This window comes from Micromonospora sp. NPDC050686 (genome assembly GCF_040654475.1).
In the GTDB taxonomy this organism is placed as follows: Bacteria; Actinomycetota; Actinomycetes; order Mycobacteriales; family Micromonosporaceae; genus Micromonospora.
Window position 1 is genome coordinate 10,173 of sequence record NZ_JBFAID010000019.1, and the last position, 15,224, is coordinate 25,396.

Here is a 15,224-nt window from a genome sequence, read left to right on the forward strand (position 1 = left end):
CCGGTTTTGCGAGCCCCGCAGTCGCGAACAGGGATGGCCGTGAGCGTGAGGAGTGAGCCGGTTTTGCGAGCCCCGCAGTCGCGAACAGGGATGGCCGTGAGCGTGAGGAGTGAGCCGGTTTTGCGAGCCCCGCAGTCGCGAACAGGGATGGCACCGTGAGTATGTTCCGTTGCCAGGGCGGGCGGTACGTGGCGACCTTCGCCGTGGACGAGGTCCGGGTGCTGCGCAAGGTCGCCTCCGAGGTGGTCGGTTTGCTCACCGACGGCTTCGACCACACCGACCCGGTGGTGGGTCGGCTCTTTCCCGACGTCTACCCGGACGACTCGGCGAGCACCGCCGAGTTTCGCCGCTACACCGAGGGCGACCTGAAGACGGCCAAGATCGACCAGGCCGGGGCGATCCTCGCGGCGCTGCCCGACGTCACCGACTCCGGTGGTGAGGTGCGGCTCGACGCGGAGGCGGCGGAGGCGTGGCTGCGGGCGCTTAACGACGCCCGGCTGGCCATGGGCGTCCGGCTGGACATCTCCGACGGCACCGATCTGGCCGAGGAGCTCGACGAGGCGGTGGCCACCGACCCCACCTCGTCCCGGGTGTTCCAACTGTCGGTCTACGCGTATCTGGGCTATCTGCAGGAATCCCTGCTCAACGCCTTGATCGACTGATGGGTGAGCGTCGCCACTTCGCCGCCGTACCCGGTCAGGCGCTAGGCTGGTAGGCGTGCTGAGCATCGACCGGTCGATCATCGACGCGATCGTGGCCCACGCGCGCCGGGACCACCCCGACGAGGCGTGCGGCGTGGTCGCCGGCCCCGTCGGCAGCGACACCCCGACCCGGCACATCCCGATGGAGAACGCCGCCCGCTCCATGACCTTCTACGAGTTCGACTCGATGGAGCAGCTGCGGTTGTGGCGGGAGATGGACGACCGCGACGAGGAGCCGGTGGTCATCTACCACTCGCACACCGCCACGGAGGCCTACCCGTCCCGCACGGACGTCTCCTTCGCCGGTGAGCCGGGGGCGCACTACCTGCTCGTCTCCACCCGGGAGAGCGACACGGAGGAGATCCGCTCCTTCCGCATCGTCGACGGCGTGGTCACCGAGGAGCCGGTGCGGATCGTGGACGCGGCCGTGGACCCGCACGCCGTCCAGTCCTACATGTTCGGGCAGAGCCCGGCGACGGTCGACTACGAGTGTTCGGGCCGCTGACCTCCTCAGCGTCCGGCCAGCTCCTCCTTCCCGTCACCGTGGCACACCCGATCAAGGAGTACGACACCATGTCCATCGAGGTTCGCATCCCCACCATCCTGCGCAGCTACACCGGCGGCGCGAAGGTCGTCGAGGGCGCCGGGGACACCCTGGCCGACCTGCTCACCGACCTGGACTCCCGGCACGCCGGCCTGAAGGCCCGGCTGGTCACCGAGGCCGGTGCGCTGCACCGCTTCGTCAACGTCTACGTCAACGACGAGGACGTCCGCTTCCTGGGCGCGCTGGACGCCAAGCTCAACGACGGCGACAGCGTCACCATCCTGCCGGCCGTCGCCGGTGGCGCCTTCGGCTTCGCGGCAGCCGCCGCGATCTCGCAGCACCGGGCGGCCACCGCCGCGCGGGACGCGGCCGTCGCCGCCCGCTGAGGGCGGTCACCCATGGCGCGGTACGAAAGCCTGCTCGACGCGTGTGGCGGCACCCCGCTGGTGGGGTTGCCGCGGCTCTCGCCGACGGTGCCCGCCGGGGCGCCGCCGGTGCGGCTCTGGGCGAAGCTGGAGGACCGGAACCCGACCGGCAGCGTCAAGGACCGGGCCGCCCTGTTCATGGTCCGCGCGGCCGAGGCGGCCGGCCGGCTCCGGCCGGGTGACACCATCCTTGAACCGACCAGCGGCAACACCGGAATCTCGCTGGCCATGGTGGCAAAGCTGCGCGGATACCGGCTGGTCTGCGTGATGCCGGAGAACGTCTCCACCGAGCGGGTCCAGCTGCTCCGGATGTACGGCGCGGAGATCATCTTCTCGCCGGCGGCCGGCGGCTCGAACCAGGCGGTCGCCAGCGCGAAGCAGATCTCGGCCGAGCACCCCGACTGGGTGATGCTCTACCAGTACGGCAACGAGGCCAACGCCCGGGCGCACTACGAGACCACCGGGCCCGAGCTGCTGCGCGACCTGCCCACCATCACGCACTTCGTGGCGGGCCTGGGCACCACCGGCACCCTGATGGGCACCGGGCGCTACCTGCGGGAGAAGGTCGACGACATCCAGATCGTCGCCGCCGAGCCCCGCTACGGCGAGCTGGTCTACGGGCTGCGCAACATCGACGAGGGGTACGTCCCCGAGCTGTACGACGCCGCGGTGCTGTCCCGGCGGTTCTCGGTGGGCACCCGGGACGCCGTGCTGCGTACCCGGCAGCTCGTCGAGGTGGAGGGCATCTTCGCCGGGTTCTCCACCGGCGCGATCCTGCACGCCGCCCTCGCCGTGGCGCACGAGGCGGTACGCGACGGGCGGGGCGCAGACGTCGCCTTCGTGGTCTGCGACGGCGGCTGGAAATACCTGTCCACCGGCGCCTACGGCGGCACGCTGGCCGACGCCGAGGACGCCCTGGAGGGGCAGCTCTGGGCCTGACCGGTCCGGTGCGGGCCGCCCGGCGGCCCGCACCGGCCACGCCGGCGACCGCGACACTGTGTCACCTTGATGACAACTTCGGAGAGACGATTCTTGCCGCCGCCCACCGCGCGTAGGCTGCGCAGCGTGGCGTACGCGTCGGTAGAGATCATCGGCGGGCCGAGGGCCGGGACGGCGACTACTACGCGTGAGCGCGGGACGACCGGATGCGACTGACCGTTCTGGGTTGCGCCGGCAGCTTCCCGGGCCCCGACTCGCCGTGTTCGGCGTACCTGGTCGAGGCCGACGGATTCCGATTGCTGGTCGACTTCGGCTCCGGGGCGCTGTCCACCCTCCAGCGGTACGTCGGGCTGCACGCCCCCGACGCGATCCTGCTGACCCACCTGCACTGCGACCACATGCTCGACGCGGTCAGCTACATCGTCGTCCGCCGGTACGCCCCGGACGGCCCCTACCCGCCCCTGCCGGTGTACGCGCCGCCGGGCGCCCCCGACCGGCTGGCCGCCGCCTACGGGCCGGACGACGGCACGGTCGAGGACGTCTACCAGTTCTACGGCCTGCAACCGGGCACCTTCCCGATCGGCCCGTTCACGGTCACCGTCGACCGGATGAACCACCCGGTCGAGACGTACGGCGTCCGGCTGGAGCACGGCGGCCGGGTGCTCTGCTACTCGTCCGACACCGCGCCCTGCGACGCGCTGCTGCGGCTCGCCCAGGGCGCCGACGTGTTCCTCTGCGAGGCGAGCTACCTCGACGGCGTGGAGAACCCGCCGGACCTGCACCTGACCGGCCGGGAGGCGGCCGAGTACGCCACCAAGGCCGAGGTCGGCCGGTTGCTGCTGACCCACCTGGTGCCGGCCTGGGGCAGCGAGGCGCACACCGTCGAGTCGGCCGCCGCCGCGTACACCGGGCCGCTGGAGGTCGTCCGGGCCGGCGCCAGCTACGAGATCTGACCCCGGCGTCGGCGGGACCGGGGCCACCCCGGCAGCGGTCGATCATCGCACCGCATAGGGTGCAGGCATGGCGCGACCTGACGGGCGGCAACCCGACCAACTCCGACCGGTGACGTTGACCCGGGGCTGGAGCACCCACCCGGAGGGATCGGTGCTCGTCGAGTTCGGCGGCACCCGGGTGCTCTGCACGGCGAGCGTGACCGAGGGCGTCCCCCGCTGGCGCAAGGGCTCCGGCCTCGGCTGGGTCACCGCCGAGTACGCGATGCTGCCGCGCGCCACCAACACCCGCTCCGACCGGGAGAGCGTCAAGGGCCGGATCGGCGGGCGGACCCACGAGATCTCCCGGCTGATCGGGCGCAGCCTGCGGGCCGCCATCGACCTCAAGGCGCTCGGCGAGAACTCCGTCGTGCTCGACTGCGACGTGCTCCAGGCCGACGGCGGCACCCGCACCGCCGCGATCACCGGGGCGTATGTCGCGCTGCACGACGCGGTGAGCTGGCTGGCCGAGCGCAAGGCGCTCAGCGGCCGGCCGGAGAAGGTGATGCGCCGGTCGGTCGCGGCGGTCAGCGTCGGCATCGTCGCCGGCGAGCCGCGCCTGGACCTGTGCTACGAGGAGGACGTGGCCGCCGAGGTGGACATGAACGTGGTCTGCACCGCCGCCGGCGAGTTCGTCGAGGTGCAGGGCACCGGCGAGGACGGCGTCTTCGCCCGGGACCAGCTCGACGCCCTGCTCGACCTCGGGCTGGCCGGCTGCGCCGAGCTGGCCGAGGCCCAGCGCAAGGCACTGTCGTGATGAACGCGAGGGTTGGCCACCCCCTCGCGAACGGAAGGTGACCGGCATGAACAAGGTCCTGCTCGCCACCCGCAACCGCAAGAAGCTGATCGAGTTGCAGCGGATCCTGGACGGCGCGCTCGGCGCGCACCGGGTCGCCCTGCTCGGCCTCGACGATGTGGAGGAGTACCCCGAGCTGCCCGAGTCCGGGCTGACCTTCGGCGAGAACGCCCTGATCAAGGCCCGGGAGGGCTGCCGGCGTACCGGGTTGCCCACCATCGCCGACGACTCCGGGCTGGCGGTGGACGCGCTCAACGGGATGCCGGGCGTGTTCAGCGCCCGCTGGGCCGGCTCGCACGGCGACGACCTGGCCAACCTCCAGCTGGTGCTGGACCAGATCGCCGACCTGCCCGACGAGCACCGGGGGGCGTCCTTCGTCTGCACCGTGGCGCTGGTGCTGCCCACCGGCAAGGAGCACCTGGTCGACGGCCGCCAGCCGGGGCGGCTGCTGCGCGCGCCGCGCGGCGACGGCGGCTTCGGCTACGACCCGATCTTCCTCGGCGACGGCCAGGAGCGGACCAACGCCGAGCTCACCCCGGCGGAGAAGGACGCGGTCAGCCACCGGGGCAAGGCGCTGCGCGAGCTGGCCAAGCTGGTCGCCAAGGTGCTCCCGCCCGGCTGATCCGTCCCTGTCCCGAGATCGCTCAACCGGGCCTCCCGCAGACAGGGCGAGGCAAGGAGCCGGTCGATTCGCCGATCACGGTCAGGGTCTTGGTGTGCGGAGCGCTCGGGTGGTGCCGACGGTCGCGTGGACGATCAACATGTGCCGTACGCTGCGCATCCATGACCGCCGTCCTCGACGCACCGGCCCCGCCACTACCCCGGCGTGGCGTTTGGGCTCACCCTGCCGCTGCACCCGCCGCCTCCTCCGCCGCGACGATCGTCGCCAGCCTGTACGGAATGGGCCGGCAGTTCCACCAGGACGAGGTGGTCACCTGGTATGCGGCCACCCTGCCCGTGCGAGACCTTGGCGCGGTGGTGCGGAACGTGGACGTGGTGTTCGCCCCTTACTACCTGGCACTGCACGCGTGGGCCCGGGTCTTCGGGGCGTCGCAGCTGTCGCTGCGGGTGCCGTCCCTGGCGGCGATGGCTGTGGCCGCAGCGCTGGTGGTGGTGCTCGGCCGCCGCCTTGCCAACACCCGAGCGGGGCTGGTCGCCGGGCTGCTGTTCGCCGCACTTCCGGCGGTGTCACGGTACGCGCAGGAGGCCCGCCCGTACGCCCTCGCGAGTGCCGCTGCCCTGCTCTCGACCCTCGCTCTGATGTGGGCGGCCGAGCGGCAGACCTGGCGACGCTGGATCGTCTACGCCCTTACCATCCCAATCCTGGCCGCCGCGCACCTGCTGGCGCTCATGCTGCTGGCCGCACACCTGGCCTACATGGCGTCGCGCCGGGCTGACGCGGTGCGCTGGGCTGCCGCGGTCGCCGTCGGGCTGCTGCCCGTGGTGCCGCTGTTGCTGCTCGGCTCCGGCCAGTCCGGGCAGGTGGCGTGGTTGGGCACCCCAAGTTGGGCGAGGTTGCCCCAGTTGCCGGGTGAGACGGTGGGTGCCGCAGCGGTCGGTGGTCTCCTGATCGGCGCGGCCCTGGTGGTACGTCCGCCCGCGAACCGGGCCACCGCACTGCTCGTTGCGTGGGGAGTCGTGCCCCCCGTGGTGTTGTTCCTGGTATCGCTGTCCGAACCAATGCTGCACCCGCGGTATCTGCTGTTCACCGTCCCGGCGTGGTGCCTGCTCGCCGCCCAGGCATGCCTCGGTCGGTGGACCGGGCCGGCGGTGGTCGCGGCGGCGGCCGTGTTGGGCTTGTCGGCGCACACCGCCCTGCAGGTCGACACCCTCTCCGGCAACCCCGATCTGCGCTCCGCGTACGCTGTCATCGCCTCCGCTCAACAGCCCGGCGACGGGATCCTGCATCGCGGCCCACAGCAGAACGTCTCTCGCCTCGCCATCGGCCTCTACCTGCCCGAACGTCGACCGCGTGACGTGCTGGCATTGGCGTCGGCGAGGCAACAGCACTCCTACTACGCCCTGGACCACGACGACGCCACCGCCGCACGGGTGGTGGCGGGCGTGGACCGCCTGTGGGTGGTCAGCACCATCAACGCCCCCGCCAAGCAGTGGCATTCTCTGCTCGGCGGCGGCCAGCTGGGGGAACGCCTGCGCACCCGCTACGTCGCCGGCCGAATCGAGTCGTACGAAGGCGTCACGGTGCTGTTGCTGGTGCCTAAGGCCTGAGCCCGGTCGGCACGCTCGCCGACACATGGTCTCAGCCGAGCGGGCCCACCTCCCGCTCGATCGCCGCACGCAGTTCGGGGCCGCGCAGCACTTCCCGCTCTTCGGCGACGGCCAGGAACGGACCAACGCCGAGCTGACCCCGGCGGAGGCCGAGCTGACCCCGGCGGAGAAGGACGCGGTCAGCCACCGGGGCAAGGCGCCGCGCGAGCTGGCCAAGCTGGTCGCCAAGGTGCTTCCGCCGGCCGCCTGAGCGGTGACCCGCCCCCCGGGATCGCCCTGGGCCGGCCCGGCCGGTTGACCGGTCAGGAGCGCAGGTACGCGACGACCGCCAGCACCCGCCGGTGGGTCTGGCGGTCGTTCGCCAGCCCCAACTTCGCGAAGATGCTCGCGACGTGCTTCTCCACCGATCCCTCCGAGATGTGCAGCGTCCCGGCCACCGAGGCGTTCGACTGGCCCTGGGCCATCGCGGCCAGCACGTCCCGTTCCCGGGCGGTGAGGGCGTCGAGCGCGCTGCGGCGGCGGCTGCGTCCCACCAGTTGGCGGACCACCTCGGGATCGAGGACGGTGCCGCCGGCGCCGACCTCGGTGACCGCGCGAAGGAACTCGGCGACGTCGGCGACCCGATCCTTCAGCAGGTAGCCGACCCCGCTCGGATCGGCGCTGAGCAGGTCGTCGACGTAGCGGTCCACCACGTACTGGGAGAGCAGCAGCACCGGCGTCGCCGGGGGCCGGGAGCGGATCTCCCGCGCCGCGCGCAGCCCCTCGTCGGTGTAGCTGGGCGGCAGCCGGATGTCCAGCACGGCCAGATCCGGGGCACGGTCCCGGACCGCGTCCAGCAGCGCCGGCACGTCGTCGACGGCGGCCACCACCTCGTGCCCCTTGTCGCTGAGCAGCCGACCGAGGCCGTCCCGGAGGAGGACGGAGTCCTCCGCTATCACCACTCGCACGGCAGCTCCATCCTGATCTCGGTCGGACCGCCGGCCGGGCTGGTCACCGACACCGTTCCGCCGGCGGTGTCCACCCGCGACGTCACCCCGTCCAGGCCACCGCCAGGGACGATCCTGGCACCGCCCCGGCCGTCGTCGCCCACCACGACCAGCAGCCGGTCGCCGCGCCGCCGGACCCGTACCGACGCGCTGGTGGCGGCGCTGTGCTTGGTGATGTTGGTGAGCAGTTCGGCGATGCAGAAGTAGGCGTTGGTCTCCACCACCCGGGACGGCCGGCCCGGTACGTCGATGTCGGTGTCGACGGGGATCGGACAGCGGGCGGTCAGCAGCGGTACGGCCCCGTCCAGACCCAGGTCGGTCAGCACCGCCGGGTAGATGCCGCGGGCCAGTTCGCGCAGCTCGGCCAGGGCCTGCTTCGCCTCCTCGTGCGCCGCGGTCACCCGCTCGGCGACCTGCGGCGACGTCAGCCCGTCGCCGATGTCGGCGCGGGCCCGGCCGAGCTCCAGGGCGAGCGCGACCATCCGGGCCTGCACGCCGTCGTGCAGGTCCCGCTCGATCCGCCGCAGCTGGGCGCCGGACTGTTCGACGGCCCGGACCCGGCGGCGTTCCGACAACTCCACCTGCTCGCGCGCGGTCGAACCGGTCCGCAGCGCCCGGAGCCGGAGCCGGTCGAGGCCGGCCAGCCCGGCCACCAGCCACGGGGCCGCGAGCACCCCGACCACACCCACGGCGCAGACCAGCAGCGGGTACGGCCAGCGGTCCGGGTACCACTGCCAGCCGCCGAGCCGGATCTCGTCCGCGCGCTGCCCGTTCCGCAGTGGCATCAGCCACCCCCAGAGCGGGTAGCTCAGCGTGGCCAGCGACAGCAGCCACCACAGCCCCACCAGGTACGCCTGGGCCACACCGACCGGCACGGCAACCAGCGCGTGCAGCAGGCACCGCCAGCCGGTGCGATCGGACAGCGCGTCCCGGACCCAGCCGACGGCACCCGGGTGCCGCCGGGCCCGCGGTGCGGCCGGGGGCAGGTCGAGGTCGAGCAGGCGGCGGGCCCGGAGCCGTTCCAGGACGCCGATTCCGCGCGCCGCCGTGACCACCCCGGCGAGCAGCCCGAGACCCACCACGGTCACGCTGGCCAGGGCGGCGTACCCGGCCAGCCCCACGAAGAGCAGCGCGACGGCCGACAGCGGGGCGCCGAGGAGCAGGTGCAGGGTCTCCCGCCCGGTGCGGGCGCGCACCGGCGCCGCCAACACCGTCCGGAGGAACCGCCTCATCCCGGCACCACCGCCCGACGGCGGCTGGTGACCAGCCAGTACCCGGTGAAGAGCAGCGCCGAGGTGAGCAGATACAGCAGCTCCGCCGCGCCCTGCGGCCCGAGCCCGGCCGCCGGCGCGTGCAGCCGTACGTGGACCAGCGCGTCGCCGTAGTCCGCGCCGACGTCGGTGTCCAGGGAGAAGACGGTGTCCATCGTCCAGTTCCAGGCGGTGTGGAAGCCGATCGCCAGCCACAGTGCACCAGTGGAGAGCCGGGTCAGCACGAGGAAACCGGCCATCAGCCCGAGGTCGGCGAGCAGGATCAGCGCGAACAGCGGTGTCGGCACGCCGGAGAAGTGCAGCAGCGCGAAGATCACGCTCGAACTCACCGCCGCGCCGCGCAGCGACCAGCCGTCGGCGAGCGTCTGCAACACGTACCCCCGGAAGGCGACCTCCTGCACGACGGCGCTGGTGGCGAAGAAGAACAGGCCGGCGCCGAGCAGCCCGACGGCGCCAGGGACCCCCCGGTCGGCGAGCTCCGTCCCGGTGAACCGCGCCCAGCCCGCCCCCCACAGCACGGCAAGATACGCGACCATCGCCAGCACGCCGGTCAGGAAACCGACCCACAGGTTCCGGCCGGGCCGCCCGGTCAGCCCGATGTCCCGCCACCGCCGCCGGTCGACGTGTCGCCGAAACACATAGGTGAGGCCAAGCACGCCGAGGAGCACCCCGGCGTGCGCGATCAGGTTGGCGGTCAGCGACCGCTGCCCCCACCCGCCGAGCGGCGCGGCCAGCGCCAGCACGGCGGCGAGGTAGGCGAGGACCCGCCACCACCGGCGCAACCGGCGATCCGGGCCGAGGAACAGCCGTCCGGCCGGCCCGGGCCGGTGCGGTCGGCGGAGCTGCGTCGTGGTCAAGTCGTCCTCCTCAGGTGGACGGGCTGGGCGACTCCGACGCTATGGGCCCCGCTCGGCGGGAGGTACGGGGCTGGCCTCCGACCTTTCTGGGGGACAGCCCCCCGGCAGCGGCGCCGGTCAGCTCAGCGGCCCCACCTCGCGCTCGATCGCGGCCCGCAGCTCCGGACCGGCCACCACCGCCCGGGCGGCCTCCATCACCGGGGCGAGGAACACGTCCGGCCCCGGCTCGCCCGCCGCCGCGCCCAGCGCGGCCACCGCCGCCCGGCCGGCCGGCGACGGGTCCAGCGGGGCGCGCAGCTGGAGGCCGCGCACCGCGGCCAGCAGCTCCACCGCGAGCAGGCTGGTCAGGTTGTCCAGCACGGTGCGCAGCTTCTTGGTCGCCGCCCAGCCCATCGAGACGTGGTCCTCCTGCATGCCGCTGGTCGGCAGCGAGTCCACCGAGGCGGGCGCGGCCAGCCGGCGGTTCTCCGCGACGATCCCGGCCGCCGTGTACTGGGCGATCATCAGCCCGGAGTTCACCCCGGCGTCGGGGGACAGGAACGCCGGCAGGTCCCGGGAGCGGGTCACGTCGAGCAACCGGTCCACCCGCCGCTCGGCGATCGCACCCACCTCGGCGGCGGCGATGGCCAGATAGTCGGCGGCGAAGCCGAGCGGCGCGCCGTGGAAGTTGCCCGTCGACTCGACCCGCCCGTCGGGCAGCACCACCGGGTTGTCCACCACCGACAGCAGTTCCCGGCCGGCGACCGTCTCGACGAAGTCGAGGGTGTCCCGGGCCGCGCCGGCGACCTGCGGCGCGCAGCGCATCGAGTACGCGTCCTGCACGGCGTGCGCCAGGTCGTCGCGGTGCGAGTCCATCACCGCCGAGCCCTGCAGCAGCCGGTGGATGTTCGCCGCCGACGCCGCCTGCCCCGGATGCGGCCGGATCGCGTGCAGCTCCGGCAGGAACGGCCGTTCCGAGCCGAGCATCGCCTCGATGGCCAGCGCGGCGGTCACGTCGGCCATGGCGAACAGGTGCCGGGCGTCGTGCACCGCCATCAGCAGCATGCCGAGCATCCCGTCGGTGCCGTTGATCAGCGCCAGCCCCTCCTTGGCGGCCAGCTCGATCGGGGTCAGCCCGACCCCGCGCAGCGCGTCGGCGGCGGGGATCCGCTCGCCGCCCGGCCCGAGCACCCAGCCCTCGCCGAGCAGCACCAGCGCGCAGTGCGCCAGCGGGGCCAGGTCACCGGAGGCGCCCAGCGAACCGTGCTCCGGCACCCACGGGGTCACCTCGTGGTTGAGCAGGTCCACCAGGGCCTCGGCGACCAGCGGCCGGACCCCGGAGCGGCCCAGCGCCAGCGAGCGCACCCGCAGCAGCATCATCGCCCGGACCACCTCGCGGGGCATCGGCGCGCCGACCCCGGCGGCGTGCGAGCGGATCAGCGCGTGCTGGAGCTCGGCCCGCCGCTCGGGGGCGACGAACGTGTTGGCGAGCGCCCCGAAGCCGGTGGAGACGCCGTACACGGGCCGGCCGGCGGCCTCGATGCGGTCCACGATGGCGCGGCTGGTCGCCATCGCCTCGACGGTGGCGGGGTCGAGGACGACCTTGGTCGTGCCGCGCGCCACGGCGAGCAGGTCGGCGGGGGTGATCCCGGTGGGCTGGATGGTCACGGTCATCGCGGCACTCCGTTGTGCAGAACCTGGCGGATCAGGGGAACGCCCGGCCGGTAGGCCAGGTGCAGGTGGGTGGGGGCGTCGAGGATCACGAGGTCGGCCCGGGCGCCGGGCCGCAGCACACCGACGTCGTCGCGGCGCAGCGCCGCCGCCCCACCGGCGGTCGCGGCCCAGACGGCCTCCGCCGGGGTCATCCGCATCTCGCGTACGGCGAGGGCGAGGCAGAACGGCATCGACGAGGTGTACGACGAGCCGGGGTTGCAGTCGGTGGCGAGGGCAACGGTCACCCCCGCGTCGAGCAGCCGGCGGGCGTCCGGGTACGGCGACCGGGTGGAGAACTCGGCCCCCGGCAGCAGCGTGGCGACGGTGGCCGTGCCGGCCGCCGGTGCGTCCGCAGCGCTCCTGGTGGACGCCAGGGCGTCCACGTCGGCGTCGGACAGGTGGGTGCAGTGGTCGACGCTGGCCGCGCCCAGCTCCACCCCCAGCCGCACGCCCGGCCCGGGGCCGAGCTGGTTGGCGTGCACCCGCACGCCCAGGCCGGCGGCCTGCCCGCAGGCGAGGATCGCCCGCGCGTGGTCGGCGTCGAAGGCGCCCCGCTCGCAGAACACGTCGATCCAGCGGGCGTGCGGAGCGGCGGCGGCGAGCATCGGCCCGCAGACCAGGCCGACGTAGTCGTCGGGGCGGTCGGCGTACTCGGCGGGGACCACGTGCGCGCCGAGGAACGTGGTGTCCCCGGTGAACTCGGCGGCGATCCGCAGCGAGCGGGCCTCGTCGGCGACCGTGAGGCCGTACCCGCTCTTGATCTCGATGGTGGTGGTGCCCTGCCGCATCGCCTCGTCGCGCAGCCGGCGCACGTTCGCGCGCAGCTCGTCGTCGGAGGCGGCGCGGGTGGCCCCGACGGTGGTCCGGATGCCGCCCCCGGTGTACGGCTCGCCGGCCATCCGGGCGGCGAACTCGGCAGCGCGGTCCCCGGCGAAGACCAGGTGGGCGTGGCTGTCCACGAAGCCGGGCAGCACGGCCGCGCCCCCGGCGTCGATCCGGCGGTCGGCGGCCGGCGCGTACCGGGCCGGCCCGATCCAGGCCACCTCGCCGTCCTCGACCAGCAGGGCGGCGTCCCGGCGCAGCCCCAGCGGGTCGTCCACGCCGTCGCGGGGGGCGTTGGTGACCAGCTCCCCGATGTTGTCCACCAGCAGACTGCCGATCATTGTTCTACCTCTGTTCGCGACTGCGCGGCTCGCAAACCCGGCTCACTCCTCGCGCTCACGGGGCAGTCACCTCCGCGATGGCGGCTCGCAGCTCCGCCGGCACGTCGACGGTGAGGTGCCGGCCGTCGGCGACCACCGGCCGGCCGTCGACCACCACGTGGCTGACGTCGGCGGCGGTGGCCGCGAAGAACGCGCCGACCGGCGGCACCCCGGCGGTGCGGGCGGTGTCCAGCCGTACGGTGACCAGGTCGGCGCGGTCGCCGACGGCCAGCCGGCCGGCGTCGCCCCAGCCGAGCGCGGCGTGCCCGCCGACGGTGGCGGCGGCCAGCAGCTCGACGGCGCTGAAGTGCCCCCGCTTGCGGGTGCGCAGCCGCTCGTCCAGTTCCACCGCGCGGGCCTCCTCGAAGAGGTCGACCATCGCGTGGCTGTCGCTGCCGAGACTGAGCGGGCTGCCCGCCTCGGCCATCCGGCGGGCCGGCCCGATGCCGTCGGCCAGGTCCCGTTCCGTGGTGGGGCAGAGGCAGACGCGGGTGCCGCTGTCCCCGAGGAGCGTGAGGTCCGCGCTGGTGGGGTGGGTGGCGTGGATCGCGGTGGTGTGCGGGCCGAGCACGCCGTGGTCGGCCAGCAGCCGGGTCGGGGTGCGACCGTGCACCGCCCGGCAGGCGTCGTTCTCGGCCGGCTGCTCGGACAGGTGCACGTGCAGCGGCACGCCGTTGCGGTCGGCCCAGCCGGCCACCGTGGCGAGCTGCTCGGCGGGCACCGCACGCACCGAGTGGATGGCCGCGCCGACCCGGGCGTGGCCGTCCTCCGGGCGGAACGCGTCGACCCGCGCCGCCCAGCGCAGCGCGTCGCCGTCGCCGAACCGGCGCTGCGGCCCGTCCAGCGGCGCCCCGTCGACGCTCGCGGTCAGGTACGCGGTGTCCAGCAGGGTGAGCCGGATCCCGGCGTGCGCGGCGGCCTCGACCAGCGCCGCCGACATCGCGTTCGGGTCGTCGTACGGCTGCCCGCCCGGGCCGTGGTGCAGGTAGTGGAACTCGCCGACGCAGGTGATCCCCGCCAGGGCCATCTCCGCGTACGCGGCCCGGGCCAGCGCCAGGTACGAGTCCGGGTCGAGCCGGCCGGCGACGTCATACATGACCTCCCGCCAGGACCAGAAGTCGCCCCGGCCGCCGTGGGTGCGCCCGCGCAGCGCCCGGTGGAAGGCGTGCGAGTGGGCGTTGGCCAGCCCGGGCAGGGTGAGGCCGGGCAGCCGGGCGGCGTCGCGCAGCACCTCCACCCCGGCGGTGGGCCGCCCCCCGCCGGTCAGCGGGGTGACCGCGGTGATCCGACCGTCCTCGGCCTCGATCAGCACGTCCGGGGTGGGTTCGGCGTGCTCGGGCAGCCAGGCGTACTCGGCCAGCCAGCGGGTCAACGGCATGCCAGCTCCTCCAGCACCCGGGCCAGGGCGGTCACCCCGGCGGCGCAGTCGGCGTCGGTGGCGGACTCGGCGGGGGAGTGCGACACCCCGGTCGGGTTCCGCACGAACAGCATGGCGGTGGGCAGGTGCGCGGCCAGCACGCCGGCGTCGTGTCCCGCCCCGGTGGGCAGCACCGGCGCGTCCAGCAGCGCCGCCAGCCGCCCGGCCAGCCCGCCGTCGAACGCGACGAGGGGGGTGGCCGACTCCTGGGTCAGGGTCAGCTCGGTGCCGTCCCGGCGGGCCCGCTCGGTGGCCTTGGCGCGTACCGCCTCGACCAGGCCGTCCAGCGTCGCCGCCTCCGCCGCCCGGGCGTCCAGCCAGCCGGTCACCTTCGCCGGGATGGCGTTGGTGGCGTTCGGCTCGACCGCCACCCGGCCCACGGTGGCGTGCGCGTCGCGCAGCCGGGCCTCCTTGTTCGCCGCGAGCACGGTGAACGCGTAGGTGAGCATCGGGTCGCGGCGGTCGGCCATCCGGGTCGTACCCGCGTGGTTGGCCTCGCCGTGGAAGTCGAACCGCCAGCGGCCGTGCGGCCAGATCGCGGCGGCCACCGCGACCGGCGCGGCCTGGTCGACCAGCGCGCGGCCCTGCTCGACGTGCAGCTCGACGAAGGCCGCGAAGCGGCCGAGCAGGCCCGGGTCGGCGCCCGCCGGTCGCTCGCCCAACGCCTCGGCGAAGCTCACCCCGTCGGCGTCGCGCAGCCCGGCCGCGCGGTCGACCGCGATCTCCCCGGTGAGCAGCCGGGACCCCAGGCAGGGTACGCCGAACCGGGCGCCCTCCTCCTCGACGAACGCGGCCACCACCACCGGCCGGGTGGGGGTGACCCCGGCGGCCCGCAGCTCGTCCACGGCGAGCAGGGCGCTGACGATGCCGAGCGGCCCGTCGTACGCCCCGCCGTGCGGCACCGAGTCGAAGTGGCTGCCGGTGAGCACCGCGTCGCCGGCCGCCGGGTCGCCCCACCAGGCGAACAGGTTGCCGTTGCCGTCCTGCTGCACCGGCATGCCGCGCGCGTCGGCCTGGTCCCGGAACCACTCGCGCAGCCGCAGCTCCGGCTCGGTCAGCGCGTACCGCAGGTAACCCCCGCTGCCTTCATCCCGCCCGACCGGCGCGATCTCGTCCCACAGCTCCCGAAACCGGTTAGGAAGGGGCCCTTCCGCTACCGAATGCGTCAACAAGGGA

16 protein-coding genes are annotated in these 15,224 nt (G+C 74.1%); 9 read left to right on the plus strand and 7 right to left on the minus strand.

What is annotated here, in order from left to right; genetic code table 11:
• Positions 1-161: 161 nt before the first annotated feature.
• The 9 genes from AB0H57_RS15150 (at position 162) to AB0H57_RS15190 (ending at position 6,873) form a co-directional block, all read left to right on the plus strand.
• Positions 162-662 carry a DUF2017 domain-containing protein gene (locus tag AB0H57_RS15150; protein ID WP_357506773.1) on the plus strand — a complete coding sequence of 167 codons (501 nt, stop codon included), beginning with the start codon at positions 162-164 and terminating at the stop codon, positions 660-662.
• Positions 663-717: 55 nt separating this feature from the next.
• Positions 718-1,206, plus strand: a complete 489-nt coding sequence (locus AB0H57_RS15155) for a M67 family metallopeptidase (protein WP_357506632.1) — start codon at positions 718-720, stop codon at positions 1,204-1,206.
• A 68-nt stretch (positions 1,207-1,274) separates the two neighbouring features.
• The gene (locus tag AB0H57_RS15160) at positions 1,275-1,631 is read left to right on the plus strand and encodes a MoaD family protein (protein WP_357506634.1); all 357 of its coding nucleotides are present in this window, start codon (positions 1,275-1,277) and stop codon (positions 1,629-1,631) included.
• Positions 1,632-1,643: 12 nt separating this feature from the next.
• Positions 1,644-2,609: a cysteine synthase gene (locus AB0H57_RS15165; protein WP_357506636.1), complete on the plus strand. Its 966-nt coding sequence runs from the start codon at positions 1,644-1,646 to the stop codon at positions 2,607-2,609.
• 206 nt (positions 2,610-2,815) lie between these two features.
• On the plus strand, positions 2,816-3,562 hold the full coding sequence (locus AB0H57_RS15170; protein ID WP_357506638.1) for an MBL fold metallo-hydrolase: 747 nt from the start codon (positions 2,816-2,818) through the stop codon (positions 3,560-3,562).
• 67 nt (positions 3,563-3,629) lie between these two features.
• Positions 3,630-4,355: a ribonuclease PH gene (rph, locus tag AB0H57_RS15175; RefSeq protein WP_357506640.1), complete on the plus strand. Its 726-nt coding sequence runs from the start codon at positions 3,630-3,632 to the stop codon at positions 4,353-4,355.
• A 46-nt stretch (positions 4,356-4,401) separates the two neighbouring features.
• Positions 4,402-5,016 (plus strand): RdgB/HAM1 family non-canonical purine NTP pyrophosphatase, encoded by a 615-nt coding sequence (gene rdgB / locus AB0H57_RS15180; RefSeq protein WP_357506642.1) that lies wholly within the window; start codon positions 4,402-4,404, stop codon positions 5,014-5,016.
• A 161-nt stretch (positions 5,017-5,177) separates the two neighbouring features.
• Complete coding sequence (locus AB0H57_RS15185) at positions 5,178-6,623, plus strand: glycosyltransferase family 39 protein (RefSeq protein ID WP_357506644.1); 1,446 nt, start codon at positions 5,178-5,180, stop codon at positions 6,621-6,623.
• Between the two features lie 25 nt (positions 6,624-6,648).
• Positions 6,649-6,873, plus strand: coding sequence for a hypothetical protein (locus AB0H57_RS15190; RefSeq protein ID WP_357506781.1), 225 nt, complete (start codon positions 6,649-6,651; stop codon positions 6,871-6,873).
• Between the two features lie 52 nt (positions 6,874-6,925).
• Here the strand turns inward: AB0H57_RS15190 and AB0H57_RS15195 are convergent, their stop codons facing one another.
• From AB0H57_RS15195 to AB0H57_RS15225, 7 genes are all read right to left on the minus strand, one after another.
• Positions 6,926-7,570, minus strand: coding sequence for a response regulator transcription factor (locus tag AB0H57_RS15195; protein ID WP_357506646.1), 645 nt, complete (start codon positions 7,568-7,570; stop codon positions 6,926-6,928).
• Complete coding sequence (locus AB0H57_RS15200; RefSeq protein ID WP_357506649.1) at positions 7,558-8,841, minus strand: sensor domain-containing protein; 1,284 nt, start codon at positions 8,839-8,841, stop codon at positions 7,558-7,560. The genes AB0H57_RS15195 and AB0H57_RS15200 overlap by 13 nt, the downstream gene beginning before the upstream one ends.
• A complete protein-coding gene (locus AB0H57_RS15205) occupies positions 8,838-9,737 on the minus strand; it encodes a CPBP family intramembrane glutamic endopeptidase (RefSeq protein WP_357506651.1) in 900 nt (299 codons plus the stop codon). The genes AB0H57_RS15200 and AB0H57_RS15205 overlap by 4 nt, the downstream gene beginning before the upstream one ends.
• Before the next feature lie 117 nt (positions 9,738-9,854).
• Complete coding sequence (gene hutH, locus AB0H57_RS15210) at positions 9,855-11,390, minus strand: histidine ammonia-lyase (protein ID WP_357506653.1); 1,536 nt, start codon at positions 11,388-11,390, stop codon at positions 9,855-9,857.
• Positions 11,387-12,589 (minus strand): imidazolonepropionase, encoded by a 1,203-nt coding sequence (hutI, locus tag AB0H57_RS15215; RefSeq protein ID WP_357506775.1) that lies wholly within the window; start codon positions 12,587-12,589, stop codon positions 11,387-11,389. The genes hutH and hutI overlap by 4 nt, the downstream gene beginning before the upstream one ends.
• Positions 12,590-12,647: 58 nt before the next feature.
• Positions 12,648-14,003 carry a formimidoylglutamate deiminase gene (locus AB0H57_RS15220; protein WP_357506777.1) on the minus strand — a complete coding sequence of 452 codons (1,356 nt, stop codon included), beginning with the start codon at positions 14,001-14,003 and terminating at the stop codon, positions 12,648-12,650.
• Positions 14,000-15,220, minus strand: coding sequence for an allantoate amidohydrolase (locus AB0H57_RS15225; RefSeq protein WP_357506655.1), 1,221 nt, complete (start codon positions 15,218-15,220; stop codon positions 14,000-14,002). Before AB0H57_RS15225 ends, AB0H57_RS15220 begins: the two co-directional genes overlap by 4 nt.
• Between the last annotated feature and the right edge of the window lie 4 nt (positions 15,221-15,224).

Excerpts from the sequence above, each read along its gene's own strand:
- AB0H57_RS15150 (WP_357506773.1), top strand. The coding sequence starts at position 162 with ATGTTCCGTTGCCAGGGCGGGCGGTACGTGGCGACCTTCGCCGTGGAC.
- AB0H57_RS15160 (WP_357506634.1), top strand. The coding sequence starts at position 1,275 with ATGTCCATCGAGGTTCGCATCCCCACCATCCTGCGCAGCTACACCGGC.
- AB0H57_RS15165 (WP_357506636.1), top strand. The coding sequence starts at position 1,644 with ATGGCGCGGTACGAAAGCCTGCTCGACGCGTGTGGCGGCACCCCGCTG.
- AB0H57_RS15170 (WP_357506638.1), top strand. The coding sequence starts at position 2,816 with ATGCGACTGACCGTTCTGGGTTGCGCCGGCAGCTTCCCGGGCCCCGAC.
- rph (WP_357506640.1), top strand. The coding sequence starts at position 3,630 with ATGGCGCGACCTGACGGGCGGCAACCCGACCAACTCCGACCGGTGACG.
- rdgB (WP_357506642.1), top strand. The coding sequence starts at position 4,402 with ATGAACAAGGTCCTGCTCGCCACCCGCAACCGCAAGAAGCTGATCGAG.
- AB0H57_RS15185 (WP_357506644.1), top strand. The coding sequence starts at position 5,178 with ATGACCGCCGTCCTCGACGCACCGGCCCCGCCACTACCCCGGCGTGGC.
- AB0H57_RS15190 (WP_357506781.1), top strand. The coding sequence starts at position 6,649 with ATGGTCTCAGCCGAGCGGGCCCACCTCCCGCTCGATCGCCGCACGCAG.
- AB0H57_RS15200 (WP_357506649.1), bottom strand. The coding sequence starts at position 8,841 with ATGAGGCGGTTCCTCCGGACGGTGTTGGCGGCGCCGGTGCGCGCCCGC.
- hutH (WP_357506653.1), bottom strand. The coding sequence starts at position 11,390 with ATGACCGTGACCATCCAGCCCACCGGGATCACCCCCGCCGACCTGCTC.